The sequence below is a fragment of the Nocardia sp. NPDC023852 genome (assembly GCF_040639505.1).
GTDB lineage: Bacteria > Actinomycetota > Actinomycetes > Mycobacteriales > Mycobacteriaceae > Nocardia.
The window spans coordinates 18,103-44,531 of the sequence record NZ_JBFAAB010000022.1; the positions used below are offsets into that span (position 1 = coordinate 18,103).

The following is a 26,429-nucleotide window of genomic DNA, read 5'->3' on the forward strand; positions in this document are numbered from 1 at the left end:
AAATTTTATGGCTACCAATCGTTCTCGTGTCGCTATCGCCGGTGCCGGGCTCGCGGGACTGTGCCTGGCGCAGTCACTGCACAAGGCCGGGATCGAGGTGCAGGTGTACGAGCGGGACTCCGGGCCGTTCGTGCGCCGCCAGGGATACCGCATTACGGTCGACAAACACGGCAGAGCGGCATTGCGGCAGTGCGTTCCCGCCGAATTGTTCGAACTGATATCGGCGGTCGCGGGCGCCCCCGGCGGATACTTCCGGATCACCAACAAGGATCTGCGCGACGCCATCACCCTGCACTTCGATGAAAACGTTCCCGACGGCGCGGGCCAGATGGATCGCCAGACGCTGCGCACGATCCTGCTGCGGGGCCTCGAGGACCGGGTGCATTTCGGCAAGGGAGCGGTCGGTGTCGAGGAGGACCGCGACGGTGCCGTGTTACATCTGGCCGACGGCAGTTCGACACGCACGGACTTGGTCGTCGGCGCCGACGGCATCGGCTCGGTACTACGCGCGGCCACGCTCCCCGACCACGAACCGATCGACTCCGGCATGCGTGCGCTGTACGGCCGCACACCGCTGCAGATCCGCGGCCGGTGCATGGTTCCGCCAGCTCTGACCAAGAGCGGAGTGCTGGCCGTCGGTGACAGGCCAGGACGATGCGCGTTCTTCACCTCCATGCGTTTCGGTGAGCAACCCGCGGCAGCCTTCGAGCGGCTGGCGCCCGGGACCGGCGCCCCCGTCGACGACGACTATGTGATGTGGGGACTGGTCTTTCCAGGCGCCGACAGTCCATTCACCGATCGCCAGCCCACACTGCCGCAGCTGGACGAATTCGCCGGCACCCTGGTCGGCGAATTCCATCCTGCCGTACAGGAACTTATCGCCGAGTCCCAGCCCGAATACACCATGGAGGTGAAACTCATGGCCGCCCCTCGCCCTCGTGGGTGGCGGATGTCGCGGGTGACGCTGATGGGGGACGCGGTACATGCGATGCCACCCGTGGGAGCCCACGGCGGCAATACCGCATTGCGGGATGCGGCCCTGCTGGCAACCAAGCTGGAACATGCTGTAGCGCAAGGTGATCCACTCGAGCACGCGCTGTCGGCCTACCAAGCCGAGATGGTGCCGTATGCATTCCGAGCAGTCGGCGACGCAACCAAACAACTACGCCGCCTGACCGGGAGCAATCCGGTGCAACGATGGGTCCTGCTGCGCGCACTACCTCGGCTACATCGCGTCACCGTCGTCTGAGGCGAGCAGCGACAATCTCCTCGCCGGCCGTCGCTGCTACCGCGGAAAGTACGTCGGTAAGGGCTGGCCCATCGCCCGAGCCTCGACGCGCCCGACTGCGACCGGAACCAGGAATGGTCGAATGGCGGATTCTGTTGGGTCACAGTTGGATTGGGCCGAATTCGGCGGCGGTGCGGGCCAGGGCGCGGATCGCGGCGCTGTCGGCGGTGGAGCGCCAGGTCAGGGCCCATTGCAGTTCGGGGGAGTCGGGCATGGGCAGGAAAGCGATGCCTGGGGGGTTGTTGTAGCGGGCTGCGAGCTCGCCCAGCGGGTGGACACACTGCCCGGACGCGACCAGGGAAAGGATCTCGTGGAAGGTCCGTGCGATCGGCCCGCGTGGGATGCGACGGCCCTGCGGTGTGTGGGTGGGGACCATGGACGCAACCCAGTAGTCGGGGGCATCGGGACCGAAGTCGACGACACGGTTGTCGGCGAGATCTTCCAGGGACGCGGAGCCGCGTTGGGCCAGTGGATGGTCGGTGGCGACGGCCAGTACGCGGCGGCCGGTGAGCACGGTGGGGCCGACGGTGAGGTCGGGTTCGAGGACGGGTAGCCACAGCACGTTCACATCGTGTTCCCCGCTGCGGAGCGCGTTGAACGGGTCGGCGCCGTTGACCTCGCCGAACGTGACGTCGCTACCCGGATAGCGGGTGCGGAACGTCTCGAACAGGGGCCGCAGTTCGTGGCCGGCGTGCCCGAACACTCCGATCTTGAGGGTCTGGCCTGCGCTGAGCCCGGCGGCTTCGGCGCGGGCGAGCGCGGCTTGGAGCAGGTCATGGACTTGCTGCAGGTCTTCGCGCAGGCGCCGGCCGACCCGTGTCAGCTGCACGCGGCGACTGGTGCGTTCGAACAGTGCCGTGCCGATGCGTCGTTCTTGTGTGCGGATGGCCTGGCTGACGCGGGCCTGGGACACGTGCAGGCGTTCGGCGGTGCGGCCGAAGTGTAATTCCTCGGCCAGCGTCAGGAAGATCTCGATATCGCGTAGCTCCACGAATAACTCCAGAGTTATCAATCAGTCCACGAAGCTTACGTTGATCGGTTGTCGGTCTGCCGCGAAGCTGGGTTTGTCACCGCGGCACAGGCCCCGGTGGACAGACCGACAGAGAGGCCAACCCGATGAGCAACCCGCTGGTGATCGCGGACCGGGTCGAGATCACCGCCCTGTGTGGCGAGGTCACCGACGCGGTGATGATGCGTGACTTCGACCGTGTCGCCTCTCTGTTCACACCCGAGGCGGTGGTGCGGTGGCCGCACATCGACAAGGAGTTCGTCGGGCGGCACGAGATCCGCACGGGGATCGAGTGGGGGCAAGGACTGTGGGAGTTCTTCGTCCAGAACGTCCACCCCGGCTTCCTCCGGCTCGACGGTGACACCGCTGTCGGTCGTGTCTATATCGAGGAGTTCGGCCGAATGCTCGACGGTAGCTCGCACCGCAACTACGCCCTCTACCACGACCGCTACCAGCGAACCCCGGACGGGTGGAGGCTCAGCGAGCGCGTATACGAGGTCCGCTACCTCGACTCGACGCCATTGCCCGGTGCGCCGCTGGCCACCCACCACTGAATCCGAAAGTCCTCGACCCCGCCGCACCGGCAGTCACAGGGACGGGGCACACGGTGTCCTGTGCCCGAAACCCGCACCAAACAAAGGAAAGACAATGAACAAGTACGAAGTCGTCGTGGTCGGTGGCGGATACGCCGGCGTGATGGCCGCCAATCGCCTGACGCAGCGCGACGACGTCAGGGTGACCGTGATCAACCCCCGCCCGGTCTTCGTCCCGCGGCTGCGGTTGCACCAGTTGGTGGGCGAAACCCACGAGGCGGTCGTCGAGTACCAGGACATCCTGGCCGAGGGTGTCGAGCTGGTGGTCGACAGCGTGAAGCGGATCGACGCGGCCGAACGCACGGTGGTACTGACCGACGGCGGCACGATCGGCTACGACTACCTCATCTACGCGGTGGGCAGCGGCAGCCCTACGCCGCAGGTGCCGGGTGCAGCCGAGTTCGCTTACCCGGTAGCGACTTTGGAGGCGGCACAGCGGTTACGGTCGGTACTCCTCGACACGCCCATGACGGCCGCGGTGACAGTGGTCGGGGGCGGCCCGACCGGAGTCGAGACCGCCGCCGAGCTGGCCGAGCAGGGGCGCGCAGTCACCTTGGTCTGCGGTGATGTCCTCGTCCCGTACCTGCATCCCAAGGCACGGCGCACGGCCCACAAGTACCTCGCCGAGCTGGGAGTGACCGTCATCGAGGGCTCCGAGGCGGCCGTCACCGCGGTGACCCGGGAGGCCGTGCAGCTCGGTGGTGGCTGGACGCTGGCGAGTGACGTGACGATCTGGACGGCGGGCTTCGGGGTGCCCGATCTGGCCGACCGCAGCGGGCTGCGCACCGATGCCGCCGGGCGCCTGCTCACCGACGAGACCCTGACCAGCGTTGACGACGAACGCATTGTCGCGGCGGGCGACTCCTCGGCACCGTCGAATCTGCCGTTCCGGATGAGCGCCTACGTCGCCTACTGCCTGGGCGCGCACGCCGCCGACACCCTGCTGCGCCGGATCTCGGGTGAGCAGCCCTCGGCGATCGACCTGTCGTTCATCGCCATGTGCCTCAGCTTCGGGCGGGAAGCCGGGATCTACCAGCTCGGTCATAAGAACGAGACCGGCATGCGGCTCTACTTCAGCGGGTCCATGGGTAAGAAACTGAAGGAAATCGCCTGCGAAGCCGGCATCAAGCACCTGGCGACCGAGGCCCGCAAGCCCGGCTCACACCGCTGGTTGAAAGACGGCAAGCACCGGCCGGCGCTGCTGCTGGCCCAGCGCGAGAACACGACCGTATCGGTCGGGTAGGGCCCGAAAGCCCTCATCTCGCCCAGCGATGGTGACTCGGCCACCCCGTCCGGCGATGCCTGCGCTCGCGGACGCCGCGCACGGGGTGGCCGGAGGCCGGACCTGACGACAACCGGAGAGGACTATATGAACACCACACCCGACCCCGGTGGGCGGCAGGTCGCGGACCGCAACGGTGGTGACCCCGCCATCATCGAGTCGACCGAAACTTTTCTCGCGCACCGTAACCTGCTCTTCACCGTCGCCTACGAAATGCTCGGATCCACCGCCGATGCCGAAAACGTCCTGCAGGAAACCTGGCTGTGCTGGCGGAACATCAACTCCGGCCAGGTCAGCGACCCGCGCGCCTACCTGGTTCGGACCCTCACCCGCCGGTCCCTGCACCGGCTGTGGTCGATGAAACGCCGCGGAGAATCCTCAGCCGGCCCGTGGCTGCCCGAGCCGCTGCCGACCACTGCGGACACCGCCCACCATGTCGAACTCGCCGAGAGCATGTCGATGGCATTGATGCTGGCCCTCGAGACACTCTCGCCGACCGAGCGCGCTGTGTACGTCCTGCGTGAGGCGTTCGACCTCGGTTACGACGAGATCGCCGACGCGGTCGGCACGACCACTGCCGTGGTCCGTCAGATCGCGTATCGCGCCCGCCGCCATGTCACCGTCCGCCGCCCCCATCGGGCGGTCTCCGCGGACCGGGCCCGTGCGGCAGCGGAATCGTTGCAGCGTGCACTCGAAACCGGAGAACCGCAGGTCCTGCTCGAGGTCCTGGCTCCCGACGTCGTCCTCGTCTGTGACGGTGGCGGCGTCGAACGGACCGCGATACGGCCGGTCACTGGCGCCGACAAGGTGGCCCGCTTCATCGTCGGCGGGCTCGGTACGAGCGCGGTATCGCTCACCGGCGAACCCGTCACCGTCAACGGCACTGCGGCATTGGCGGTTCATGTCGACGGTGAACTCGACGGCATCCTGGCGATCGGTATCGACGGAGACCGCATCACCGGCCTCTACTTCGTCCGCAACCCCGCTGAACCGACCCGTATCGAATCCGAAAACCACCTGACCTTGCGGTGAAACACCGCCCCGGATTCAGCCACCAGGTCTCGGTCAGTGCCGCCACAGCTCCCGGTTGCGGTATCGACTTTCCCAGAACAGCTTGTTGATCGCCGCGACCGGGCCCGGCATGGCGGCCAGGAAGTGTCGCCGCTGTTCGGATGTGGTCGAGTCGAGGACCCAGGGGACGTAGGCCGCCGCGCCGGAGGGGCCTTGTTTGCGGGCCATCGCGCCGCGAAAGGCGTTCCAGTCCTTGGGCGTCAGCACGTCGTCGACGAGGGGGAGGGCGGCGGTTTCCTCGTGGGCCATGTGGTCGGTGAGGATGCGTGTCAGTGTGTGGACGTGTTCGGCGAGGTCTGCGGACTGGGTACGCAACGCCTTGTCGACGGCGTGCAGAGCAGGGTCGAGGGAGGCGTGTTCAGCTTCCATGTCGGCCATGAGGGCGGTGTCGGCGGGGCGGTCGGTCAGGCGCGCCAGCACCGGGGGCCAGAGGGCGGCGTCTTCGACGGTGTGGTGGACGTGGAGTTGGCGGGTGAAGTTCGCCCAGCCGGCGTGGACGCCGGGGGCGTCGGCGCGGCCTGCCGCGGCGGCGGTGGCCAGTCGGGTCAGGTCGCGGCGGAACGCGTCGTGGGTGGCGTACATGATGGTGAAGTCGATGGACATGATCGACCCTTTCAGCGGGTGAAGGCGGCGGCGTTTTCGGCGGCCCAGGTGGCGAAATCGAGGGCGGGGCGGCCGAGTAGCTCGGCGACGGTGCCGGTGGTGGGACCCGGGACGCGGGCGTAATCGGACAGTGAGCCGAGCAGCCGGGCCGGGACCTCCTCGGGCAGTCCCTGTGCCCTCATTCCGGCGCGCACCTGGTCGGCGGTGAGTTCGAGGAACGACAGGTCGCGGCCGGTGAGTTCGCCCAGGATGCGGACCTTGTCGTACTGGGTCAGCGCCTCGGGGCCGGTCAGCAGGTAGTGGCGGCCCGCGTGGCCGTCCTCGGTCAGCGCGCGGACTGCGACGGCGGCGATATCGCGCTCGTGGATAGGCGAGGTGGCGGCCTTGCCGTACGCGCCGCGTACCACGTCGCCGGCGCGCAGTTGCGGTACCCAGGCCAAGGTGTTGGCGTCGAAATCCGCGCAGCGCAACGATGTCCACGCTAGCCCCGATGCCTCGGCCGCAGCCTCCAATGCCCGGAATCCGGCCATGAACCGCGGCTCCCCGGCGGGGTACTCGATCGTCGACGCGGAGATCACGACCACCCGGCGCGCTCCGTGATCAACTGCGGCGGAAAGGATTTCCGGTGCCGAGGCCACGATGGCGCGCGAGCTCAGCAGTACCCCCTCGACGCCGTCCCAGGTTTCGGCGGGAATGCTCGGCACCGAAGGATCGGCCCCCACCACAACGGTTCCTCTCGGCATCCGTGCCTGTCCGGGGTCCCGGGTCACGGCGGTGACGGCCGCGCCGGTCGCCCGTAGCTGCGTGACGACTTCCCGGCCGATCGTTCCGGTGGCTCCGATGATGACGAACATGGTTGGCCTTCCCTTCTTCTCCGGTGGGTCGCCGATGCGTCCCTATCGATGCCGTAATATATGAAAATCATATTATTTAATATGGCCTGGAGATGATATGGATTCCGTAGAAAACCGGCGTGATGCTCGTCACCGACGACGCCTGGCCACCCGCGTGAAGGGCTCGCTACGCGATGTGCGCAGCCAATTGGCGCTGCTCAACCGGCAGGTCGGCACCCGCCTCGACCTCGAGGACGTCGACTTCGACTGCCTGGACCTGATCAACAGCCATGGCCCGCTGAGCCCCAGGACCCTGGCGAAACAAGCCGGTTTCCACCCTGCGACGCTCACCGGAATCCTGGACCGCCTGGAACGCGCGGGCTGGATCATGCGCGAACGCGCCACCGGCGACCGCCGCGCGGTCGTCGTCTGCTCCCGCCCCGAGCGGCTCGGCGAGGTCTACGACCTGCTGTCAGGAATGAACACCGCCGTCGACAACCTGTGCGCCGACTACACCCCCGACCAACTCGGACTACTGGCCGATTTCCTCGACCGCGTCATCATCGCCGGTCGCGAGGCTGCCGAGGGTCTCGCCACGGATTGACGTGGCCCACGCGGTATGGCGATTGATGAACGCGGAAATGTTCTGGGAAACCCAGTCGCGGAACGTCTGAGCCGGAGACCGGGTTACCTGAGCAACTGTGTCACGGACCGCCAGCAGCTCGTCGTTGGTGTCACCGCCCATGACATCGAGAAGCGCGTCGGCTGTTTGCGGTCCCATACCCGGAATCATCCGTTCGCGCGCTTGCGCACGGCTGATCTCGGTGACCGAGAGTGGATGTCCGAGGACCGAAGCGATGGTTTCGACCTGTTGGCGAGGAGTTATCAGCTCAGGTCCGGTCAGGGCGTACTGGCGTCCTCGATGCCCGGGTTCGGTCCCAGATGAGAGCGCTCCAGCCAGGCGCATATCCCCACCATCGGAATGCTGAGAGCGTTGTGCTGATGGGAACAGACATTGATGGCGTCATCGAGAGTCGCTCGGCCGACGGGTGTTGGAAGGTGGAGATCGACCTGCTGGATCTCCGGCTGGGGCGGGACTACAACGCGTGGAACTGCCTGTTCGACGTCCGCGGGGTGGAGGATGTGCGTGCACTCCTCTCCCACAGAGGGTTGCCGAACGACGTCTCGGATCCGGTGCGGGAGATGAGCACTGACACTGACAACGACTACCAGCACGGCCATACGTACGCCACGTGGGCTGAAGTCGCTGCGGTCGACTGGGACGCGCCGCTTCCCGACGGGCCTGCCTTTTACTGGGCCGGCGAGTGGCGGCCGGGCGAGGACGGCGAACTTGTCCTGCACGACATCGTATGGGCAGCGACCGATCTGGCCGACGCGGCGGTCGACACCTTCGGCGGGGACCTGCTCCTCGCACCGCCGGAGTGGCCGCCGGGTGGTGAGGTGTGTTTGGACGGCGTGGTGTACCGGCCCGTGGTCCTGACTGCGAGGATGTTCGCTCCTCCGGACGAGGAGCGCTGGTCCCGAGTGTGGACGGCGATGCGGGATCTCGCTGCCGAGCACGGGGATGAAAACGTTCGCCTGGTCGTCTGGTTCGGCTGAGTGCTGCTCGAGAGGCGATCATGCAAACGGAAACTGATGGCAGCGGCCACGATCCGGGGATGCCGGCCCTGGCCCATGAGGGCGCCGCCGCGTTCCGGTGACACCTACGAGCTGGTCTACCGGCGCCGCGCCGAGTATCCGAACGCGATGTGGCAGGCCGATCCACCGGTAATCTTCGGCAGCGCCATCGGGTCGTGGAGGTTGTGGGGATGAGTTTCAGGTTGGCGGCCTACGCCGTATGCATCGAGGATGGGCAGGTGCTGCTCGCTCGGTATATACCGGCCAGCGGTGAGACCAACTGGACTCTGCCGGGCGGCAAGGTCGAGCACACCGAAGACCCGTTCGATGCGGTGACCCGGGAACTCGCTGAAGAGACCGGCTACCACGGAACCATCGAACGCCTGCTCGGCGTGGACTCGAGGGTGATCTCCGCCGCGGCCTCGCATTCGGGAGCCGAGCACCAGAATGTCGGGATTTTCTACCGAGTCCGTGTCACCGGCGGCCAGCTCCGCCCTGAACCCAACGGTGCGACCACCGAGCCGACCTGGACCCCGATCCCCGACGTCGACCGCCTGCGCCGGTCCTCGCTCGTGGATATCGGCCTCGCTCTGGCTCGGACGCTTCCGGCAACAGGTCATGTCGCTGCCGTGCCAGTCGGTGGTTTGGTTCAGCACTGAGGCGCGAGGCGTCTGGCGATGATCCTGCTGCCGTGGGCGTTTGGCGAATGTCTCCGATCCACGACGCCGCGTGCCTCGCGGCGAAAGCGGGCCGAGACGGCGGAAATCCTCGACACCACCGTCGTATCGGTGAACAGCTCCCTGCAGCGGGCGCGGACTGGTTTTCCGGCCGCAGCAACTACGGCCTGTTCATGGAATGGTCTGTTCTCTTTTCAGCGGGCGCGATGAGTTCGGACGCCGCCGCCGGTATGTATTCCCGAGGTCGCCGGAACACTCCAGGCGAGCCGATCAACAAAGGAGACTCCGATGTCGAACAATCGTGGCGCAGACGAGGCCGCAATCCAGGCCGTACTGGCGGATTCTTACAAGGCGTGGGAGGCGGGCGACGCCGACGCTATGGTCGCCAACTACACCGCGGACGCGACCGCCATCATGACCGGCTCGCTCCGCGACAGCTGTGAGGTGATCCGCCAGAACATGGCACTGGCCTTCGAGGGGCCGCTCGCGGGCAGCTCAACCTACAACAAGCAGCTCAGCATCCGCTTCGTCGGCAGGGACGCCGCGATCGTCATCAGCGAATCCGCCATCCTGTTCGCCGGCGAGACCGAAGTTCCCGCCGACGAGCGCAAGGTGAACGCGACCTGGGTCTTCGAGAAGCGCGATGGCCACTGGCTGATCGCCGCCTATCACAACAGCCCGGTACTGGCGCCTGCCCAGTGAGCCGCAGCGTGAACTAGCCACCTTGCTGAACGGACGGCCTTCATCCGCCGAATGCGGAGGAGGGCCGTTCGTCGCGGTCATGCCCAGCTCGCGTGGGAACCGGATCTACCTACGGCGGCGGGGTATCTCGGCCACGATTCCGGTCAAGGCCGGACTGTGGCAACGAGGTTCGACAAACTCGCCGTCCGCTTCATCGCGACGGCACAGATCGCTGCCATCAATGTCTGGCCACGGAGCTTCTGAACACGGCCTGATGCCGGACGCGGACGACGAGTTTGCCGGTGGCGCGGTCGTGCTCCATGTCGTCGTGGGCCTGCGGCACCTGCTCCAAGCCGTCGTAGACGCGATCCACGGGGAAGGCCAGCTCGCCGCCCGCGACCGCATCGAGGATCTCCTGGAAGGCTTCCCGAGGCAGGTCGGCGGCGTCGCCGAAGTAGCCCGCCAGGCGTACACCCCTGGGCAGGTACTCGTTGGGAGAAAAGTCCCGCACCGTCCACTGGTTGGACAGGCTGCCGCTGAAGCAGGCCGTTCCGTGCACGCGCACCGCGCGCAATGTGTCGGGCAGGGTCGGCGTGCCGACGAGATCAAGGGCGGCATCGACGCCATCCGGGTACAGCTCGCGCACGGCGGGCGCGACCTCGCCGGTGTCGAGCAGCGGATGGTCGACGCCACGCTCCTTCAGCGAAGCGAGGCGGCCGGCCCGCCGGGTGGTGGACAGCACCGTGGCACCGCGCCATGTGGCCAGGGCGGCGGCAGCCAGCCCTACCGAGGAGGTGCCGCCGCGGATCAGCACGGACTGACCGGGCTGCAGGTCCAAGCCGATGGTGAGCGAGCCGTAGGCGGTCTGCACCATCTCCGGCAGGGCGCCCAGCACCTCCCACGGCAGGTCGGTGTCGACGGGGATGACTTGGGACAGCGGCACCGAGGTGTATTCGGCATAGCCGCCGTCGAAAGTGCGCCCCATGTCTCCCATCATGGCGACAACCTTCTGCCCAACAGCCAGCCCGCTGCCGGCCGGGGCCGCGTCGACGGTGCCGGCCGCCTCGATGCCAGGCACCCGGGGAAAACTGACGCCCACGCTCACACCCAGCCGAAGCTTCAACTCCGAGCGGTTGAGGCCGAACGCCTCGACGCGGATGCGCACCCAACCGTCCCTCTCGGGCGGGAGAGGCAGAGTGGTCAGCCGCAAGTTCTCGATGGGGCCAGGGGCGGAGAGTCGGACGGCGCGCATAGTGGTCGGCGAGGACGTCATGGCCTGCCTTCTTCCCAGGTAGGAGGGTCGGTCAGCGGTGATCAACATGCCGCCGCTACTGCTTCATTCCCGACTCGCTCCGGGTTTCCGCCTGTTGAGATTCACCCCGACCATGCCCTTGCCGGCCATGCCTACTCCTCCCGCCGCATCTAGACAGCTACGGAGCTTTTAAATACGACCGACCAGGCTGCTGGTCGATCGTCGCGACGAACTCGGCCGCACGCGCTCCGAACTGTCCCAGATCGGGTTCGCTCGCTGAGCTGCGGACTGAAATTCCATTGTGCTGCAGTGCCGATGAAGTGATCGAATATCACCATGGCCGGTATGAGGACCACGGTGTGTCTCCCAACGCGTGAGGCTGTGCGGGTGGAGGCGGCGGTTGCGGACACCCGATAGTGCGAGAACACCGCCATCTACAGCTGCGCGTCACACTGCAATTCCGCTCCGATCGTCGAGCGCCGGAGAACGAAAGCTTTTCGACAGGGTCTTCGCAGGCGTTGCCCTCATCTGGTCGTGTGCCTGCTCTGCCATCGGACGCAGTTCGGCAAGCGGCCCGTCGATCCGCTCCCCGTCCGTGCCGCTGCGTTCGGTGCGCTTCCGCTCGGCCTGCTACACCAGGCCATCGAGTGCGGCGGCGATCTGCCGGATCAGCTCGCCGCGCAGCGCGTCGACCCCTATGAACGACCGCGGAAAGATTTGTGGTGGGTCCGAAGCTGATTCAAGAGAAGTCACGGTAGGTTGATCGCCGAACCTCTCGGCGCCCTTGCCGGATTACCGGTGGTGCCTCTGCTTCCTCGTTGGCTTCCTACTCGTCTGGCCTACTCACCCGGGAGATCGATATGCGTCGTGGACGGTTTTTGTCGGCTTGTGTGGCTGTGCTGATGGCCGCCGCCCTCGGTGCGGCGGGCGACGCCACCGCCGGAGTGGACTCCACATGCGGAGGGGCGTCGTTCGCCCAGGACATGCTCAACGCACACAACCAGTACCGGGCAAAACACGGCTCGCCGAGAATGGAGCTCGATCCGGCGGTGTCAGCTTCGGCCCAGAAGTGGGCCGAAAATCTGGCCAGCACACAAAATCTCGCGCACTCGCGGGGCTCGGGCAACGGCGAGAACCTCGCCGCCATCTGGGGCGGCCGGCACACCGGCTTCTCGGCGACGAAAACGTGGTACGACGAGATCAAGGACTACAACTTCGACACACCGACCGGGTTCTCCATGCAGACCGGGCATTTCACACAGGTGGTCTGGAAGGCCAGCACGAAGCTCGGGGTCGGGGTCGCCTGCAACACCGGCGGAAAAGGTGGGCAATACGTCGTCGCCCAGTACAACCCGGCCGGCAACATGGTGGGCAACAACAACCAGTTCTACCGGGAGAACGTGCAGCGCGGGTAGGCGCGGTCTGGTGAGATCGCGTATTCGATTGTCGCGGACCGTCGAACCGCATGGCGCGACCCGCTGGCGGCTTACCTGAATCAGCCGGTGAAGGACTCGGGGCCGAAGCGCCCCCAGGCCACGAAGGCGGCCAGAGCGAGGTAGCTGAGATTCAGCGCGACGTATTTGTACTGGCCGTAGCGGGCGTGGGTGATCATCGCGCCGACCATCAACAGGATCCAGCAGACGGCTGTTACCGGTACGATGTCGAGCGCGGCGGGCAGGATCAGGCCGACCGCGGCCAGGATCTCGAGGACCCCGAGGGTTCTGACGAAACCTGCGCTTGCGTGCTGGGTCCATCCCCCGCCGGACTTCGCGCCCAGTTCGTCCAGCTTGGCCTTGGGCATGAACGCTTTGGTGGCGCCACCGAACAGGGAGAGGGCGGCAAGCAGCCCGGCAACGACCCAGAGGGCGAGGTTCATGAGCTTCTCCTTCAGGTGCAGGCGAGTCGCCGAGCTGACCAACTACAGCTGAACGGCGCACCACCCTTCCGCATGGCGGGCCGGCGCACTATTGCTCAGGTGTCTCCTCGGGTGAGTGAAGGGCGGCTGGTGAGCGGTGGTCACCAGTGATGCTCCGTCAGGCACGGAGCATCGCCCGGTCGCAGTGGTGGTTTCGCTGGATCGGGTTCGTTCGGTGATAGGGGCGGCGCCTGCGCTGCAGTCGAAGATCACCAGCAACCTGGCGGACAGCTCCGTCCGGCCCAGATAACCGGGTAATGGCGCGAAACGACGACCACGGCCGAATCAGCTCGAGGTGATTGACATCGTCGCGAGGAACGACAGCCGGACGGTCCAGTAGCTCACCGACTGTCGGTTAGCCTATCTGCGGTGTCTCAGCTTCCTCGTCCAGCCGTTCTTCGAGCGTTTTCGCGAGAGCCGAGGCGATCAGGGCCACAACCCGATCATTGTCGTAGGCCAGTTGCTGCAGGATTTCCAGCGCGATAGTCCCCGGCATCTCGGCGAGTGCCTGGGTCAGTCGCATCCGCACCGCCGGGTCCGCTGCGTGTGCGGTGAGCTCGTCGACCAGCGCACCCAGGATCCAGTCTGCCCACTTCGCGTCCCGTGCCAACTTTCCCAAGAGCTCGGCCGCCTCGACATCGTTCGGGCCCTCGACCACCGTGCCGACGAGTGCCGGCACAGCCAGGGTCACGCCCCGCGCACCCAGTGCGAGAGCAGCATGTCTGCGGATCGTCGTGTCCGCGTCTCCGAGCGCGTCCGTGAGCGCCGCGGTCGCCTCGTCGCCCGGTAGCTCCGCGAGCGCCAGGACCGCGCGGCGCCGGATGTCGACGTCTTCTGAGGCCATGCCGGATGCCACGCTCGCCACACCGTCGCCGCCGGCCCGCGCGAGGGCCCACCGTAGGGCCCCGGCAACGTTCGGATCGGTTTCGGTGAGGACCGCCTCGGCCAGCAGCTCGGCGGGCATCGACAGGTCATCGGCCGGGGCGAGGGCGGCCTGCTGCCGCCGGGCGGCACTCGGCGAACCGAGTCCGTGTAGAAGCTCGACGATGCGCAGGACATCTTGCCAACCGGAGGGCTCGGCCGCATCGACCATACGGAGATGCTCGAGGAGTTCTCGCTCCCGGTTCAGTCGTTCTTCGGTTTTTCGGATGAGGTCGCCGACCAGTGTGGAGGGGGTGAATCCGAAATCGTCGAGGGCGCGGCCGATTTGGCTCAGTGACAATCCCAGGGACCGTAGCCCCTCGACGTGGAAGATCCGCCGGATGTCGTCGGGGGAGTATTCCCGGTAGCCACCCACGGTGCGGCCTGTGGGTCGTACCAGCCCGAGGGTGTCGTAGTGCCTGAGCATCCGGGCGCTCACCCCCGAGCGGCGCGCAACCTCGCCGATCAGCATGCGGTTGTCTGCTCTTGATCCGGACCGAGCGCGACCACCCGTCTCGCTTCCTCAACTGCGAGGTCGAATCCGGCATCCGGGTCGCGCAGGAGCCGCCGCGTGACGCTCGCATGTGCCCGCACCGTCGGGTCGTGGCTTGCCATCGCCGTCCGAAGGGCCGGCTCGACCACGTCTCCGAGCGTAACGAGGGCACGGCTCAGACTCAGCCGGACCTCTCGATCACCACGGCCGAACTGCATGGCCAGTTCCGCGGCAAGGCCTTCCTTCTGCCCGTCGGGCACGAGAACGACGGCAGCGCGCCACGCACTCCGCGCGACCTCGTCATCGGCGTCGTGCAGCAACGACCGCGTGATCGCCGACCAGGCGGTCGGGTCCCCGATCTTGGACAGAGTGTGCAACGCTTGGCTTCGGGCCTGAGCGCGCTCGGAAGAAAGTTCCGCGAGGAGTTTCGGAACCGTGATCTCCGACGGGTGACGGGTCAGCGCCCATGTGAGCATGTCGCGCACGAAGAAGTCTGGCTCGATCGCGCACCGTTCGACGAGCGCATCGACGAAACCGGGCTCGGGATGCGTGCCGACTGTCAGGGCCACCTCGAGCCGCGTTGACGAGTTGTCAGCTGCCAATGCGTCGAGCAATCGCATGTCCTGTGGACTCCTGTGTGTCGAATTGATGGGGACCACCTCCGACTGCCAGTGAAGGCCTTGACACAGTGACAATGTCAAGTGCATTGGCGAGGCGTTGCCATAGACAACGATCAGCTAGTGAGAACTCGAGTCCCGAATCCGCAGGGCGCAACCTTCCTGTGGATGTGGTTTCACTCTGACGATGATGTGGTGATCCGCTTCTCGAACCAGTGATGGGCGTACGGCTCCTCGTTGAAGGCGGCGATCTCTTGAAAGCCATAGGAGTGGTACAGGTTGATGGCGGCAGTGAGCGCTTTGTTGGTGTCCAAGCGCAGTGCATCGCAACCGTGCCGGGCAGCCTGTGCCTCCAGTTCGGCCAGGAACCTGCGTCCGAGGCCGAGACCCCGGACGTGGGGCGCGACCCACATGCGTTTGATCTCGGCCGCCCGATCGGGCGGCAGCTTCAGGCCGGCGCAACCGACAGGCTCGCCGTACAGCCGGGCGACCAGCAGCAGGCCGTGCGGAGGTTGCAGTTCGCCCGTGTCAGGCAGAAGGCTCTGCGCAGGGTCGAAACCGGTCTCGAAGCGCTCCTGCAGCTCGGTGTAGTAGGAGCGCAGGCAATATCTGGCGTCGGGGTGATCCGGAGCGACGGCGTCCAGCGTGACCGCCGTGGCGGTCAATAACTGGTCGACCTCGGTCATGGCGGCGACCAGCCGGGCGCGCTGGGCGGCGTTGAGCGGTTCGAGCAGACAGCCGGCCAATTCGTCGCTGCGGCGGTCGAGCACAACGCGCTCAGCGCAGCCGGCGGCGGTGAGCCGAACTGTACGGACACGCCTGTCGCGAGGATGCGGCTCTACCGTCACCAAGCCGTCGGTCTCCAGGGAACGCAGCAGTCGGCTGACATACCCGGAGTCGAGCCCCAGACGCTCTCGCAACCACCGTACGTCCCGCCCTTGGTCGCCGATCTCCCACAGCAGCCGGGCTTCACCGATGGGCCGATCCCGGCCCAGGTAGTGGTCGTGGAGCACGCCCACACATTCGGTGACGGTGCGATTGAACCGCCGCACACGATCGATTTGCTTCGCATTCATTCTCTGACTCTAGTCAGAGAATGAATGCGTATCCAACGGGAGGTCGACGTCGAACGCACCTTCACCGAGGGCTTCCGGGAAGGACACCGCTCGACCGCAATTGGACGAGCTGATCGAATACGTCCGTGACGGCGACACGGTGATCGTGCACTCGACGGGGCGGCTCGCCCGCGAGCCCAGCCCCAGTGTGAACGATCGGGTCTGCCTCCAGACGTGGGGTAAGAGGTTGGCGCGGTGGGAGAGTGGCGAGGAGGACCGTGCTCGACACCATAATCGGAGATCCGCCTCTAGCATTCAGGGTATGCGCCGTAGCAGCTGGCTTCCGATCCTGATGTGCCTGACCGTGATCGGCACCAGCGGATGTCTCGGTGCGGTCGATCGCGCGGACTTCGAGCAGCAGATACGCACACGTGGCGGTGGACTCGTCAACACACTGCCACGCGATGCCATCGCCGCACTCACCAAGCGACTGGGCACCACCGACCCGCAGGCGAACGTCATCCTCCTCACCGCACCGAACTCGACCCAGTTCCGGCTGGTCCTGAACAATCAGCCGAATCAAGTGACACGGTTCCTCACCGGACGCGACGACCTGGCCACACGAGAACCCACCCTCCGCCTGCGCATCCGCCACCCGGACCGATCCCGGCAACTCGACGACTATTCGTTCACCCTCGCTACACTCGGTTCCGCACAGCCGGTGCGGGTTTCGGCATTCGACGACCTCGACGGCGAGGGTTTCCACCTCAGCGAAGTGACCGGCCTGTCACAGATCGAGGACATCGTCGACACCGCCCGCACCCAGAGCGGGCTTCCCGACGGGCAGGTGAACGCGATTGTGGTGAGCCGTTTCGGCAGCGAGATCCGGATAGTCACCAATGTGGTGTCACCACGGTCGGAGATGATCGCCGAGTTCGACCGCACGGGCACCTTCCTGCGAATGCAGCAGGTGTAATCGATGACCCGATTCCTGGTGACCGCGGCCTCGACCGGTATTGCCGCCGGCGTCCTCACCGCAGTGGTTCCGGTAGCGATCTGGCCGGGCGAAGCCACATTGACCGCACCCCTCTTTTGTTCGTCCGCGACGGAGCCGATGGTCGTCTCGGACACCATGCACGATTCGGAGGGCACGTCGGTCAATTACACCCTGTACTGCGTGGGCGAACGCGGCGCCTTCACTGACGAGGGCTTCGCGCTTCCGATGCTGGCACTCTTCGGAGCACACGTCGTAGTGGTGACAGCGTTGGTGTTGCTGGCCAGACTCGGGACACGGTCACGAGTCGACCCTGCCGCGCAGTCGCCCGTCGATCCGGTCGAATACTGAACCGCCACTGGTCTGCGTTCTGGTTGTGGCATAGAGGAGCATGTCGCGGCGTGTGCCGCCGATAGCCTGATGGCTTCGTAGGAGGCCTTCTCGTAGGTAACCTGACGCCTCAGCGACGTGTATCGAGCTCGCATTCCACGGTTCGATGTGGAGCTCGATCCGATGCAGGGCCGGGATCGTCCAGGCGAATGTCGTCAGAGCGCGCATCGCGCCGCTGGCTATGCCGCGACCGCGGCGATGCGGTGCCACTGAGTAGCCTGCTGACGCGCGCCCATTCTGGAGATCTTTCAGCCATAGACCGACGCTGCCGACAGCAGTGCCGGTTTCGGTATCGGCGATGGCGAAGGCCAGCCCGATTCCTTCGGCATGGCGGCCCCGTTGCCGGCGCACCCACTCGAGTGCCTGGTTCGGGGTCGGGGACGCCGGCAAGCTGCCGATGAGCGGGATATATGGATCCTGTGCCAACTCGGCTGCGAGGTGAGAGTCGTGATCGGTGTACTCCCGTAGGACGATCGACCCCCAGGTTGGTGGGTCGTCGGGCCAAGGTGGCAGGGTCTGGGTCATCGTCGATAACTACCGTGCTGACGCGGTTCGCACACAATGGTTTTCGACCACTCCTACTGGCGGGTGGCCATCACCGGCGGTCTGCCACGTTCCGTGGTTGACTTCGGTCCATGCTGGTCGATACGCATGAGGTCGAGGTGTTCGAGAACGCCAGGGCGCGTCTGGAAGCGATCGCGTATCGCCTGTTGGGTTCGGCGAGCGACGCCGAGGACGCGGTGCAGGAGACGTTCCTGCGCTGGCAGGCTGCCGATCGTGAGTTCATCGAGACGCCGTTGGCGTGGCTGACGAAGGTGCTCACCAACATCTGTCTCAACCAGCTCGCCTCGGCCCGGTCCCGGCGGGAGACATATGTGGGCCAGTGGCTACCGGAACCGGTCTTCGCCACAGACCGTATGCTCGGCCCGGCCGACACCGTCGAGCAGCGCGAATCGGTCTCGATCGCGATGCTCAGGCTCATGGAGCGGCTGACGGCCAAGGAACGCGTGGTCTACGTGCTGCGCGAGGCATTCGGATACTCGCACGGTGAGATCGCCGAAATCCTCGACCTCACCGAGGCGAACTGTCAGCAGATCTACCGGCGCGCGAAGCAACACGTAGCTACCGACCGAACCCGCGTGGAGATCGACGAGGCCGTTGCCCGCAGGATCGTCGAGGAGTTCCTCGCCGCGGCGCTGAGCGGCAACACCGACTCGCTGGTGCGGCTGCTGACCGATGATGCGATCAGCGTGGGCGACGGTGGCGGCGTGGTCGTGTCTCTGCCGCAGCCGATCACGGGCGCGCTGCGGGTGGCGCGGTTCCTGCGGCGACTGTTCGAGCCCACCGCCGCCAAGTGGGAGACCATCGGCGGCCGCGCTGCCCTGTTCGCCGCGATGGCCAATGGCATGCCCGCACTGGTGATCGTGGCCGGCGGCCGGATCGTCGGCGTCATCACCCTGGAGGTGACGACCGATGGCATCGCGGCCGTCCACACCCAGGCCAACCCCGCCAAGCTCGACCGCGCCACGCGCCAGTGGGCCACGTTCGAGCACGGTGGCCCCCTCATCGAAAACTGGTGATCTAGATCACAGTCCACTTCTGTCAGGTTTCGAGCCGCTGCCCGGTTCAGAAAGCGAACACCACCCAGACAGGAGCGAGACCATGACCCACCGCATCGTCGTCCTCGGGGCCGGATACGCCGGAGCCAACGCCGCCGGTCGCCTGGCCAAGCGGCTGCACCCCGCCGGCACCGAGATCACCCTCGTCAACACCGATCCGGAGTTCGTCGAGCGGGTCCGCCTGCACCAGCTCGCGACCGGTCAGAACCTGAAGCGCCGCCTGCTGGCCGACGTTTTCGCAGGGACGGGAGTGCGAGTGGTATTGGCGCGGGTCACCGCCGTCGACGCCGAACGCAAGACCGTCGACATCATCGACGCGGACGGCCCCGGCAGGATCGCCTACGACACTCTCGTCTACGCCCTCGGCAGCGCCGCCGCCGACTGCGGTGTCCCCGGCGTGGCCGAGCACGCCTACGACATCGCCGGCAAGCAGTCCGCGCTCCGGCTGCGAGACCGGCTGGCAGTCCTGCCCGCAGGCTCGCCCGTACTGGTCGTCGGCGGTGGCCTCACCGGCATCGAAGCAGTCACCGAGATCGCCGAAGCCCGCCCGGACCTCCACGTCGCACTCGCTGCTCGCGGCGGCGTCGGCGACTGGCTGAGCGAGAAGGCTCAGCGGCATCTGCGCAAGGCATTCGACCGGCTCGGCATCACCGTGCACGAGAACACCGACATCGCGCACGTCCAGGCCAGCGGCGTCGTTACCGCCGAGGGGCGCACGATCGCGGCGCAGGCGACCGTGTGGACGGCCGGTTTCGCCGTGCATCCCATCGCCGCGGCCACAACCCTGCGGGTCTCACCGTCCGGGCAGATCATCGTCGACGACACGATGCGGTCGGTTTCGCACCCCGACGTGTACGCCGTTGGCGACGCCGCACTCGCACCCGGGGCGAGCGGCGAACCGTTGCGGATGTCCTGCGCCTCCGGCGTTCCTACGGCCTACCAGGCCGCCGACGCCATCGCCGCACGTCTGACCGGCCGCGGAGTGCCCCGCAATGCGATCGGCTACACCGGCCAGTGCATCAGTCTCGGTCGCCGCGACGCCATGGTGCAGTGGGTCACCCCCGACGACCAGCCCAAGTCGTCCGCCTTCACCGGCAGGTCAGCCGCGCGCCTCAAAGAACTGGTCTGCAAGAGCGCGGCCTGGAGCATCTCGCATCCGACGTCGATGCTCCCATCGCGCCGCCGTCGCATCACCGTGGCTCAGCAGACCACTATGAATGCCGGTTGAGGCGACGCTCGCGCGGGCCGTGCCGGACCGCCGTGTGTGGCGGGGCCGCGCGTCGGCTCTGTGATCAGTAGCCGGAACTCTCGGTCGATGAGCCGGGGGTGAGGTCGGCGGGGGCGCCCGGAGTGAGGTTGGTCTGGCCGCCGGGGGTCAGATCGGTCTGCTGGCCGCACGCCAGGTTCGGCCAGGAGCAAGTCGGCAGGTTGGGATCCTGACCGGCCTGTGCCACCCCGGCGCTAGCCAGGCCCGCGCCCAGCAGGGCGGGTGTCACAGCGATGGTCAGGGCGCGGGCGAACCGGTGGGTGCGGCGGGTCGTGGTCATGCTGGGTGCTCCTTCGTGTTCGTGTAGCGGGGCGGTCCCGCTGTCGTGGTGACGTTGTCGTCCAGCCTCATTGACGCTGGACCGCGCCGAAAGGACACCCAGGGTGCACGACAGTGCACCCTTGAACTGGTTCGATCCCACCAAGGTGGGCTTCGGCCCCGCCCCAACCGGTTCGCCGCCTTCCTCGGCTACCTCTTCCGCCCGGCCTTTCGGCTTCTGGCCGCCGGTGCGTCCGCGGGCGCGCGCCGCCGCGAGTACGTCGCGGGTGCGTTCGGACATCAGGGCGTGCTCGAATTCGGCGATGCTACTGCGGAAACGCCCTGTCCCACAGGGTGTCTCGCCAACGATCGTAACCGGACAAGGCGAAGACAAGAACGACACCAGCGACGGGCGCTGTTCGACATCTTCGCCGCTGCGGCCCAGCTACCGAGACCGAGAAATGGGCGTGAACTCCCAACGCCGCTGTCTTTATCGCGTCAGCGTCGAACAGATGCCAGCCGTCAGACCCGAACGGCTGACTGCAGGCGGCGTTCGAGTCGGTAGCACCGCCGCGCTGCGCACGGTGGCCGATCTCGCGCGCCGTTGCTGGTTGGCTCCTGTCCGGGGGTCACCGGGTGAAGGCTTTCCGCCTGGCAAACGACAGTTATTCTTCACGATCAGGATGCAGTGGCGGCTGCGGGCAGTTATCGCTGGTCACCCCTGGCCGATCTCCGAGCATTCGATTTCCGTGGTGACTTCGTTGTTTGCAGGATCGGCGTCCTGGTCGCTGCTGGTCACTCGAGCCCATACGCGTACGTGGCGGGTGATGGGTTCGTTGCCGAAGCCGAAGAGGTTGACCTGTTTGGGTTCGACGGGGCGAGAATAGTCGTGACTGCCGATCGGGCCTCCGTCGATGGACCACTCGACATGCACGTCGTGCGCCGTGGCCGAGCTGAGATTACGAACCATGCCCTGCGCGGGAAGCGGTTGCCCCATCGGCGCCCTGGAACTGCAGATTACCGACACCTCCAGGTCGGGCATTCCCTCTGCCTGCGCGGCGGCGCTGGTGACGACTGCTGCTACCGATCCAAGAGCCAACACGCCAGCCGCGGCGGCGTATTTCACAACGATGTACCTCATCGGGGGCATTCTTTCGTGAATTCCGTTTACCGACAAGGGTTCTCGGTTCATCACAACAACTTACATACTTGGGACACCCGATCGCTGCTGGAGCTGGCATCGCTCTGACCGACTCGATCGCTCGGCCAGAGCAACTCACCTTCGATGGCCCGATCGCGTAGTGCGGGGGTGAGATCCACGGCAGCAAACTTACTTGTACAACGTATGGTTGTGGCTCGCCGCCAGCTCAGTTGTTTGATTCCGCCCCTTTGTCCTTGCTTTGATCACAAGCAGTCAACAGTGGGTTGTCGAAGCAGGAGGTCGGAGCTTGGTGGCCAGACGATCCCTGGGCCGGCAGTTCGGATGGCTGTGGAACGCCTACGCAGTCAGCGCCTATGGCTCCGGGCTGGGGTTCGGTGCGTTCCCGCTGATCGCCGTGCTGGTGCTGCACTCCAGCCGCCTGGTCGCTCAGCAGCAGCGCCTCCATCGCCATTCTCAGCCGCCCATGCAGAAAGGCACAATTCATGACTGTCACCGCACTCGACTCGTCCAGCGCGCTGGTCATCATCGACTTGCAGAACGCCATCGTCGACGCTCCCACGGTCCCCTATACCGGCTCCGAGGTCGTGGCCCGGGCGGTCGAGCTGGCCCGCGCCTTCCACGAATACGGCGCCCCGGTCGTCCTGGTGCGGGTCACGGCCCGTGCGGACGGATCGGATGCCGCGCCAGGTCGCAACGAAATCCCGAGCCTGCCCGGTTCCTTGCCCCACGGCTGGGATGCCATCGTCGATGACCTCGCCGACCACCCTGACGACATCACAGTGACCAAGCGCACCTGGGGTGCCTTCTACGGAACCGACCTCGACCTGCAACTGCGCCGCCGCGGCGTCACACAGATCGTCCTATCCGGGCTCACCACCAGCATCGGCGTGGAGTCGACCGCCCGCACCGCCTACGAACACGGTTACCACGTCACGCTCGCGACGGACGCCATGGCCGATTTGGATATCGAGGCGCACCGCAACAGCATTGAACGGATCTTCCCTCTCCTCGGCGAGACCGGTTCCACCCCCGAGATCGTTGAACTGCTTGCCAAGACCCGCGACTGACACCGCGCCCCGATCCGGTCGGCCGCAGCAAGTCGTCGTAGTGCTCAGCGATCAGGGTAGTCAGCGGGCATCGTCGCGGGGCCGACGAAGAACACCCGCGCCGAGGAAACGGCACACCTGCAAGGCCAGTGCGATATCGAGTTTGTCGGACGGTGCGGCGCTGCTGGTTGCCGCGACTGCCTTCGTGATTCGGTATTTGACGGTGTTGCGATGCACGGTGAGACTCTGGGCGGTGCGCACATGGCTTTCGCCTTTGGCGTAGTAGGTGCTGAGGGTGAGGCGCAGGGTCGCCGCTTGGTCGGTGTCCTCGGCGAGCTCCCCGAGAACCTCCCGAACCCAGGCTCTGGTGGAACCCAGATCCTTGGCCAGGAGGGAGACCGCTGCGACGCCCGGGTCCCCGAATCCGATGACGGGATGCGGGGACGAGGCTCCGGGCACGGTCGCGATGAAGTAGGCGGCACCAGCCTGTTGATGCGAGCGGCGGAATCCCTCCAGGCCGTGGCTGGGCAGTCCGAGGGCCAGCCGCGTCCCGTCGGCGAGGTCCACGACCGCGCGCAGCTTGGTGGTATCGGTGACAGGGTGGCAGCGTCCGAACGGTAACCACACCCAGACTGTTCGTCGGTCGATGGCCGCGACAATCGGAGGGCCGTTGGTATGCAGGGCCTTGGCGATCGCCCGTGCCTGAGTGTCCAGCATGTTGAGTGTGCTCGGTTGCTCAGGGCCCGGGCGCCAGAGGATGAGCGCCAGGTGGGTTTGCATCAGCCGATAACCGGTCTCGGTTTCGAAGGTGGCGGTATCGGGTCTGTCGGCTGAGAGTACCGCGTGCAGGGTAGCGGAGCGCACGCTGCCGCGAGCATTCATCCACCGAGTGCGTTCGGCTTCGTAGGCATCGAAGACGTAGAGCGTGATCCAATCGACGTAGCTATAGATGATCTCGGTGAGTCGTTTGATGACGGCCAGTGTCAGCGGCGCGGGCAATTCGCGTCCGCCGATCTCGTCATGGCAGATGCGCAGCATCGCGTGCTGGCCCATGTGGTATGCCCGTACCAAAGAGTTGGATGGAACGTCGCGCTGGGCCAGCCGGCGCGCGTATTCGACGGCTGCGGTGGTGGGTTGGAGATGGTCGACGGGAATGTCGTTGACCAGTACGTGGATGACGGTGGCAACGTTGCCGTGCACACTCGCCTCGAGCATTTCCACCAGCTGCGGATCATCGTCGAGATGGTCGATTTCACGGGCCATCAGGGCACTCATTCCCTCGGTGATCTCGCGTTCGCGCGACTTCAGCTCTCGCCCGATGTGCGCTATCGCCATGACGACCTCGGCATCGGTCGCGGCCGATGCTCGAGACAACTGGCTCTGAGGGGGTGACATAGGGGAAAGAGTCATCGGTGCGCCTTCTTCTTGATGCGTGATCGATGCGGCGTCCGCAGGTACCTCGGTGCTACGACTACGGTGGTCACTGCCGTACCTCCGTGGCGGGGAAGCGGGATCGTGCATCGGGGGGCTCCAGAGCCGGCCAGCTCGCTCGGAGCCCGCAGCAGGTCGTTATCAAGTGCGCAGTCCACCTCGAACGGGATGGGCCGTTGGGCAACCAGGGTTGTTCGGCGACGGCGACGGCAACACGGTAGGTGCCGGTTTCGATCATGCCGAGCGCGGCATGGCATCGATGACCTTATAGCGTTTTGTCCGCTTGTGGATGGGCTGGGATGCCATATGGATCGGCTCTGCAGACCCCGACACGTTCTTCAGGGGAACTTCTCGACCGTGGCTACGAAGTCGCGGCTACCTGGATCAACACCCGTACGACCGAGCAACTCTTCGCTGTCGTCGATCGGGATCTACTCGGTGGACCGATGCGTGATAGACAGGACGAAGGCGTTGTGGCATCGTGCGCACATCGTGCCAACTCGACATCAGCAGCGAGCGCGCTGGACCTCGACCTGATCTCACTTCGGCACAGGGGATCAGATCAGGCCGACTAGACGAAGAGCGCGGTGTGCGCAACAGTCGGCATGACGGTAGGTGGCTGCGGTGATGGAACGATTCGCCGGTGATGTGACACCTCGGAAGGGTCGGGAGACGAAAATGACGGCAGCTACCGCCGAGAGCGGTGTTCCTTTTGACGGAAACGAGATACTGCCACCAGGGAAATCGGCAGCGCGGACCGAGCGTCGCAGCGACTATTCGGTGTTGTTGCGGCAGGTACGGCAGGCGGGTCTGCTGAACCGGCGATTGCGGTACTACGCGTGGAAGAGCGTGGCCACTTCGGTCGCGTGGGCGGCCGGTTGGACAGCTGTGATCCTGGGCGGCGACTCGTGGTGGCAGCTCATCACCGCCACATTCCTTGCCGTGGTCTTCGCCCAAATGGCCTTTCTGGGCCATGATGCTGGGCACCGGCAGATCTTCGGTTCCCGGCGAGCCGACTACCTGTTCGGCCTACTCTTCGGAAACCTCGGCATCGGGGTGAGCATCGGCTGGTGGACGAGCAATCATCACCGGCACCACTCCCACCCCAATACCGAGGGTGCCGACCCGGACATCATGGGCGTGCTGGCGCATTCCGGCGATCGAGCGCGAGCGGGTCAGGGTCTGCGCCGACTGATCTTCCGCTATCAGGCCTGGCTGTTCTTCCCGATGCTGTTGCTCGAGGCGGGCAGCCTGCACTACTCGAGCGTCCGGGCGATCGTGCGGCGGGAGATTCCGCAGCGCGGCTGGGAGGCGGTGCTGCTGATCGCACACGCCGCTGGGTACCTCTGCGTGGTGTTCGCGATGCTTTCCCCGGTCAAGGCGATGGTCTTCGTCGCTGTACAGCAGGGTCTGTTCGGGTTCTACATGGGCTGCACGTTTGCGCCCAACCATAAGGGAATGGCAGTACTGGCGGCCGACGACGACACCGACTACCTGCGTCGTCAAGTGCTCACGTCGCGTAATGTCCGTGGCAGTCGAGTCGTCGATACGGCGCTGGGCGGCTTGAACTACCAGATCGAGCATCACCTGTTCCCATCCATGCCGAGGCCGAATTTGCGCCGAGCCCAGCCGATTGTCGCGAAGTTCTGCACTGACCTCGGGCTGCCCTACTGTCAGACTGGGCTGGTCACTTCCTATGCCCATGCCTTGCGACACCTCGACACCGTCGGACGGCTCGCCCGGTCCGATTCCGGAAGTGGCCGTAGCCGAGAATCGGACGGGCAGCCACCGAGACTGCCCGGTCGGGATGGCTCGGAATTGCCGGCCGATTCGCCTGGTCACTGACGGATCGATCACTGGCGAGCGAGCATGAGCGATCCCGGCCGGTTCAGGCTCGGCTGGGTTATGGCGGCAGCAGCGAGGCGACATCCGGACGGTCAGGCCGCACTTCGGATCGTGCGGGGTGGGATAACACAGGTTCAGTCGGCCCGCGGATCGGTCGGCGACACTCGCCACCGTCGCGACCACTCCCAGACGGATTGCAGTGCCGCGCCGAGTTCGATTCCCGCGGTGGTCAATTCGTAGGTCTTGTCGGGATTCTTCGCGATCAAGCCTGCGGATTGGAGGTGCTGCAACCGCACCGAGAGCATGCTTGACGAGCAGTTGTCCATGCGGCGGCGCAATTCGAGGAAACCGAGGCGTTCGGGTTCCAGCTCCCACAGGATGCGCAGCATCCAGCGTTGACCGAGTAGATCCATCGCGGCCAGCGTCGGCGCGTCCCGGCCTCTGGGTGGCTTTGCTTCGTTTGCGCTTCTCATTTAGAACTACCATAGT

Annotated in this window: 30 protein-coding genes and 2 pseudogenes; 17 read left to right on the forward strand and 15 right to left on the reverse strand. The window is 66.0% G+C overall.

Translation table 11 applies throughout. The annotated features are described in order from the left end of the window. Window positions 1-7 precede the first annotated feature (7 nt). Window positions 8-1,249 carry an NAD(P)/FAD-dependent oxidoreductase gene (locus AB0H00_RS24615; RefSeq protein ID WP_357270404.1) on the forward strand — a complete coding sequence of 414 codons (1,242 nt, stop codon included), beginning with the start codon at window positions 8-10 and terminating at the stop codon, window positions 1,247-1,249. Between the two features lie 139 nt (window positions 1,250-1,388). Here the strand turns inward: AB0H00_RS24615 and AB0H00_RS24620 are convergent, their stop codons facing one another. Continuing rightward, a complete protein-coding gene (locus tag AB0H00_RS24620) occupies window positions 1,389-2,279 on the reverse strand; it encodes a LysR substrate-binding domain-containing protein (RefSeq protein WP_357270407.1) in 891 nt (296 codons plus the stop codon). A gap of 125 nt (window positions 2,280-2,404) precedes the next feature. Between AB0H00_RS24620 and AB0H00_RS24625 the strand changes: the two genes are divergently transcribed. The 3 genes from AB0H00_RS24625 (at window position 2,405) to AB0H00_RS24635 (ending at window position 5,204) form a co-directional block, all read left to right on the forward strand. Beyond that, the gene (locus AB0H00_RS24625) at window positions 2,405-2,851 is read left to right on the forward strand and encodes a nuclear transport factor 2 family protein (RefSeq protein WP_357270410.1); all 447 of its coding nucleotides are present in this window, start codon (window positions 2,405-2,407) and stop codon (window positions 2,849-2,851) included. Between the two features lie 94 nt (window positions 2,852-2,945). Beyond that, complete coding sequence (locus AB0H00_RS24630; protein ID WP_357270413.1) at window positions 2,946-4,133, forward strand: FAD-dependent oxidoreductase; 1,188 nt, start codon at window positions 2,946-2,948, stop codon at window positions 4,131-4,133. A 126-nt stretch (window positions 4,134-4,259) separates the two neighbouring features. Next, entirely contained in the window at window positions 4,260-5,204 is a 945-nt protein-coding gene (locus tag AB0H00_RS24635) for a sigma-70 family RNA polymerase sigma factor (protein WP_357270416.1), read from the forward strand. Between the two features lie 33 nt (window positions 5,205-5,237). Here the strand turns inward: AB0H00_RS24635 and AB0H00_RS24640 are convergent, their stop codons facing one another. Together AB0H00_RS24640 and AB0H00_RS24645 are read right to left on the reverse strand one after the other, a co-directional pair. Continuing rightward, entirely contained in the window at window positions 5,238-5,846 is a 609-nt protein-coding gene (locus AB0H00_RS24640; protein ID WP_357270419.1) for a hemerythrin domain-containing protein, read from the reverse strand. An 11-nt stretch (window positions 5,847-5,857) separates the two neighbouring features. Next, window positions 5,858-6,700 (reverse strand): NAD(P)H-binding protein, encoded by an 843-nt coding sequence (locus AB0H00_RS24645; RefSeq protein WP_357270422.1) that lies wholly within the window; start codon window positions 6,698-6,700, stop codon window positions 5,858-5,860. A 97-nt stretch (window positions 6,701-6,797) separates the two neighbouring features. On the opposite strand from AB0H00_RS24645, the gene AB0H00_RS24650 reads away from it, so the two are divergent. The 5 genes from AB0H00_RS24650 to AB0H00_RS24670 all read left to right on the forward strand — a co-directional run bounded on the left by AB0H00_RS24650 (window position 6,798) and on the right by AB0H00_RS24670 (window position 9,696). Continuing rightward, window positions 6,798-7,283 (forward strand): MarR family transcriptional regulator, encoded by a 486-nt coding sequence (locus AB0H00_RS24650; protein ID WP_357270426.1) that lies wholly within the window; start codon window positions 6,798-6,800, stop codon window positions 7,281-7,283. Window positions 7,284-7,681: 398 nt separating this feature from the next. Beyond that, a complete protein-coding gene (locus tag AB0H00_RS24655) occupies window positions 7,682-8,299 on the forward strand; it encodes a hypothetical protein (protein WP_357270430.1) in 618 nt (205 codons plus the stop codon). Window positions 8,300-8,374: 75 nt separating this feature from the next. Next, complete coding sequence (locus tag AB0H00_RS24660) at window positions 8,375-8,512, forward strand: hypothetical protein (protein ID WP_357270432.1); 138 nt, start codon at window positions 8,375-8,377, stop codon at window positions 8,510-8,512. Continuing rightward, the gene (locus tag AB0H00_RS24665; protein WP_357270435.1) at window positions 8,509-8,976 is read left to right on the forward strand and encodes an NUDIX domain-containing protein; all 468 of its coding nucleotides are present in this window, start codon (window positions 8,509-8,511) and stop codon (window positions 8,974-8,976) included. Before AB0H00_RS24660 ends, AB0H00_RS24665 begins: the two co-directional genes overlap by 4 nt. Window positions 8,977-9,282: 306 nt before the next feature. Continuing rightward, window positions 9,283-9,696 carry an SgcJ/EcaC family oxidoreductase gene (locus tag AB0H00_RS24670; RefSeq protein ID WP_357270438.1) on the forward strand — a complete coding sequence of 138 codons (414 nt, stop codon included), beginning with the start codon at window positions 9,283-9,285 and terminating at the stop codon, window positions 9,694-9,696. 217 nt (window positions 9,697-9,913) lie between these two features. Here the strand turns inward: AB0H00_RS24670 and AB0H00_RS24675 are convergent, their stop codons facing one another. Further along, entirely contained in the window at window positions 9,914-10,840 is a 927-nt protein-coding gene (locus AB0H00_RS24675) for a zinc-binding dehydrogenase (protein WP_357270441.1), read from the reverse strand. A gap of 717 nt (window positions 10,841-11,557) precedes the next feature. Further along, a complete protein-coding gene (locus AB0H00_RS24680; RefSeq protein ID WP_357270444.1) occupies window positions 11,558-11,680 on the reverse strand; it encodes a hypothetical protein in 123 nt (40 codons plus the stop codon). Window positions 11,681-11,787: 107 nt separating this feature from the next. On the opposite strand from AB0H00_RS24680, the gene AB0H00_RS24685 reads away from it, so the two are divergent. Next, complete coding sequence (locus AB0H00_RS24685) at window positions 11,788-12,342, forward strand: CAP family protein (protein ID WP_357270447.1); 555 nt, start codon at window positions 11,788-11,790, stop codon at window positions 12,340-12,342. An 80-nt stretch (window positions 12,343-12,422) separates the two neighbouring features. Here AB0H00_RS24685 and AB0H00_RS24690 read toward each other — a convergent pair whose 3' ends face one another. The 4 genes from AB0H00_RS24690 to AB0H00_RS24705 all read right to left on the reverse strand — a co-directional run bounded on the left by AB0H00_RS24690 (window position 12,423) and on the right by AB0H00_RS24705 (window position 15,949). Further along, a complete protein-coding gene (locus tag AB0H00_RS24690) occupies window positions 12,423-12,803 on the reverse strand; it encodes a DoxX family protein (RefSeq protein WP_357270450.1) in 381 nt (126 codons plus the stop codon). 394 nt (window positions 12,804-13,197) lie between these two features. Further along, window positions 13,198-14,235: a MerR family transcriptional regulator gene (locus AB0H00_RS24695; RefSeq protein WP_357270453.1), complete on the reverse strand. Its 1,038-nt coding sequence runs from the start codon at window positions 14,233-14,235 to the stop codon at window positions 13,198-13,200. Then, window positions 14,229-14,876: a HEAT repeat domain-containing protein gene (locus tag AB0H00_RS24700; protein ID WP_357270456.1), complete on the reverse strand. Its 648-nt coding sequence runs from the start codon at window positions 14,874-14,876 to the stop codon at window positions 14,229-14,231. Before AB0H00_RS24700 ends, AB0H00_RS24695 begins: the two co-directional genes overlap by 7 nt. Before the next feature lie 173 nt (window positions 14,877-15,049). After that, window positions 15,050-15,949, reverse strand: a complete 900-nt coding sequence (locus AB0H00_RS24705) for a helix-turn-helix domain-containing GNAT family N-acetyltransferase (protein WP_357270459.1) — start codon at window positions 15,947-15,949, stop codon at window positions 15,050-15,052. A 42-nt stretch (window positions 15,950-15,991) separates the two neighbouring features. Here AB0H00_RS24705 and AB0H00_RS24710 point away from each other — a divergent pair. The 3 genes and pseudogenes from AB0H00_RS24710 to AB0H00_RS24720 form a co-directional block, all read left to right on the forward strand. Then, window positions 15,992-16,121 (forward strand): annotated as a pseudogene (locus tag AB0H00_RS24710) (recombinase family protein); the annotation flags it as partial. A 129-nt stretch (window positions 16,122-16,250) separates the two neighbouring features. Then, window positions 16,251-16,904, forward strand: coding sequence for a hypothetical protein (locus AB0H00_RS24715; RefSeq protein WP_357270629.1), 654 nt, complete (start codon window positions 16,251-16,253; stop codon window positions 16,902-16,904). Window positions 16,905-16,907: 3 nt separating this feature from the next. Continuing rightward, a complete protein-coding gene (locus tag AB0H00_RS24720) occupies window positions 16,908-17,273 on the forward strand; it encodes a hypothetical protein (RefSeq protein WP_357270462.1) in 366 nt (121 codons plus the stop codon). On the opposite strand, the gene AB0H00_RS24725 is transcribed toward AB0H00_RS24720, so the two are convergent. After that, on the reverse strand, window positions 17,223-17,837 hold the full coding sequence (locus AB0H00_RS24725; RefSeq protein ID WP_357270465.1) for a GNAT family protein: 615 nt from the start codon (window positions 17,835-17,837) through the stop codon (window positions 17,223-17,225). The two genes, AB0H00_RS24720 and AB0H00_RS24725, sit on opposite strands and share 51 nt — an antisense overlap. Window positions 17,838-17,947: 110 nt before the next feature. On the opposite strand from AB0H00_RS24725, the gene sigJ reads away from it, so the two are divergent. After that, window positions 17,948-18,892 carry an RNA polymerase sigma factor SigJ gene (sigJ, locus tag AB0H00_RS24730; protein ID WP_357270468.1) on the forward strand — a complete coding sequence of 315 codons (945 nt, stop codon included), beginning with the start codon at window positions 17,948-17,950 and terminating at the stop codon, window positions 18,890-18,892. An 82-nt stretch (window positions 18,893-18,974) separates the two neighbouring features. Beyond that, complete coding sequence (locus tag AB0H00_RS24735) at window positions 18,975-20,159, forward strand: FAD-dependent oxidoreductase (RefSeq protein WP_357270471.1); 1,185 nt, start codon at window positions 18,975-18,977, stop codon at window positions 20,157-20,159. A 64-nt stretch (window positions 20,160-20,223) separates the two neighbouring features. Here AB0H00_RS24735 and AB0H00_RS24740 read toward each other — a convergent pair whose 3' ends face one another. Both AB0H00_RS24740 and AB0H00_RS24745 read right to left on the reverse strand, forming a co-directional pair. Further along, window positions 20,224-20,757: a hypothetical protein gene (locus AB0H00_RS24740; RefSeq protein ID WP_357270474.1), complete on the reverse strand. Its 534-nt coding sequence runs from the start codon at window positions 20,755-20,757 to the stop codon at window positions 20,224-20,226. Between the two features lie 414 nt (window positions 20,758-21,171). Then, window positions 21,172-21,582, reverse strand: a complete 411-nt coding sequence (locus AB0H00_RS24745; RefSeq protein ID WP_357270477.1) for a hypothetical protein — start codon at window positions 21,580-21,582, stop codon at window positions 21,172-21,174. Between the two features lie 518 nt (window positions 21,583-22,100). Between AB0H00_RS24745 and AB0H00_RS24750 the strand changes: the two genes are divergently transcribed. Next, window positions 22,101-22,685 carry an isochorismatase family protein gene (locus AB0H00_RS24750; RefSeq protein ID WP_357270480.1) on the forward strand — a complete coding sequence of 195 codons (585 nt, stop codon included), beginning with the start codon at window positions 22,101-22,103 and terminating at the stop codon, window positions 22,683-22,685. Window positions 22,686-22,745: 60 nt separating this feature from the next. Here the strand turns inward: AB0H00_RS24750 and AB0H00_RS24755 are convergent, their stop codons facing one another. Beyond that, the gene (locus AB0H00_RS24755; protein WP_357270483.1) at window positions 22,746-24,074 is read right to left on the reverse strand and encodes a helix-turn-helix domain-containing protein; all 1,329 of its coding nucleotides are present in this window, start codon (window positions 24,072-24,074) and stop codon (window positions 22,746-22,748) included. Beyond that, window positions 24,071-24,401 (reverse strand): annotated as a pseudogene (locus AB0H00_RS24760) (DUF3556 domain-containing protein); the annotation flags it as partial. The pseudogene AB0H00_RS24760 and the gene AB0H00_RS24755, both read right to left, overlap by 4 nt. Before the next feature lie 372 nt (window positions 24,402-24,773). Here AB0H00_RS24760 and AB0H00_RS24765 point away from each other — a divergent pair. Next, window positions 24,774-25,940, forward strand: a complete 1,167-nt coding sequence (locus AB0H00_RS24765) for an acyl-CoA desaturase (RefSeq protein WP_357270486.1) — start codon at window positions 24,774-24,776, stop codon at window positions 25,938-25,940. Window positions 25,941-26,074: 134 nt separating this feature from the next. Here AB0H00_RS24765 and AB0H00_RS24770 read toward each other — a convergent pair whose 3' ends face one another. Then, a complete protein-coding gene (locus AB0H00_RS24770) occupies window positions 26,075-26,413 on the reverse strand; it encodes a helix-turn-helix domain-containing protein (protein ID WP_357270488.1) in 339 nt (112 codons plus the stop codon). Window positions 26,414-26,429: the final 16 nt, after the last annotated feature.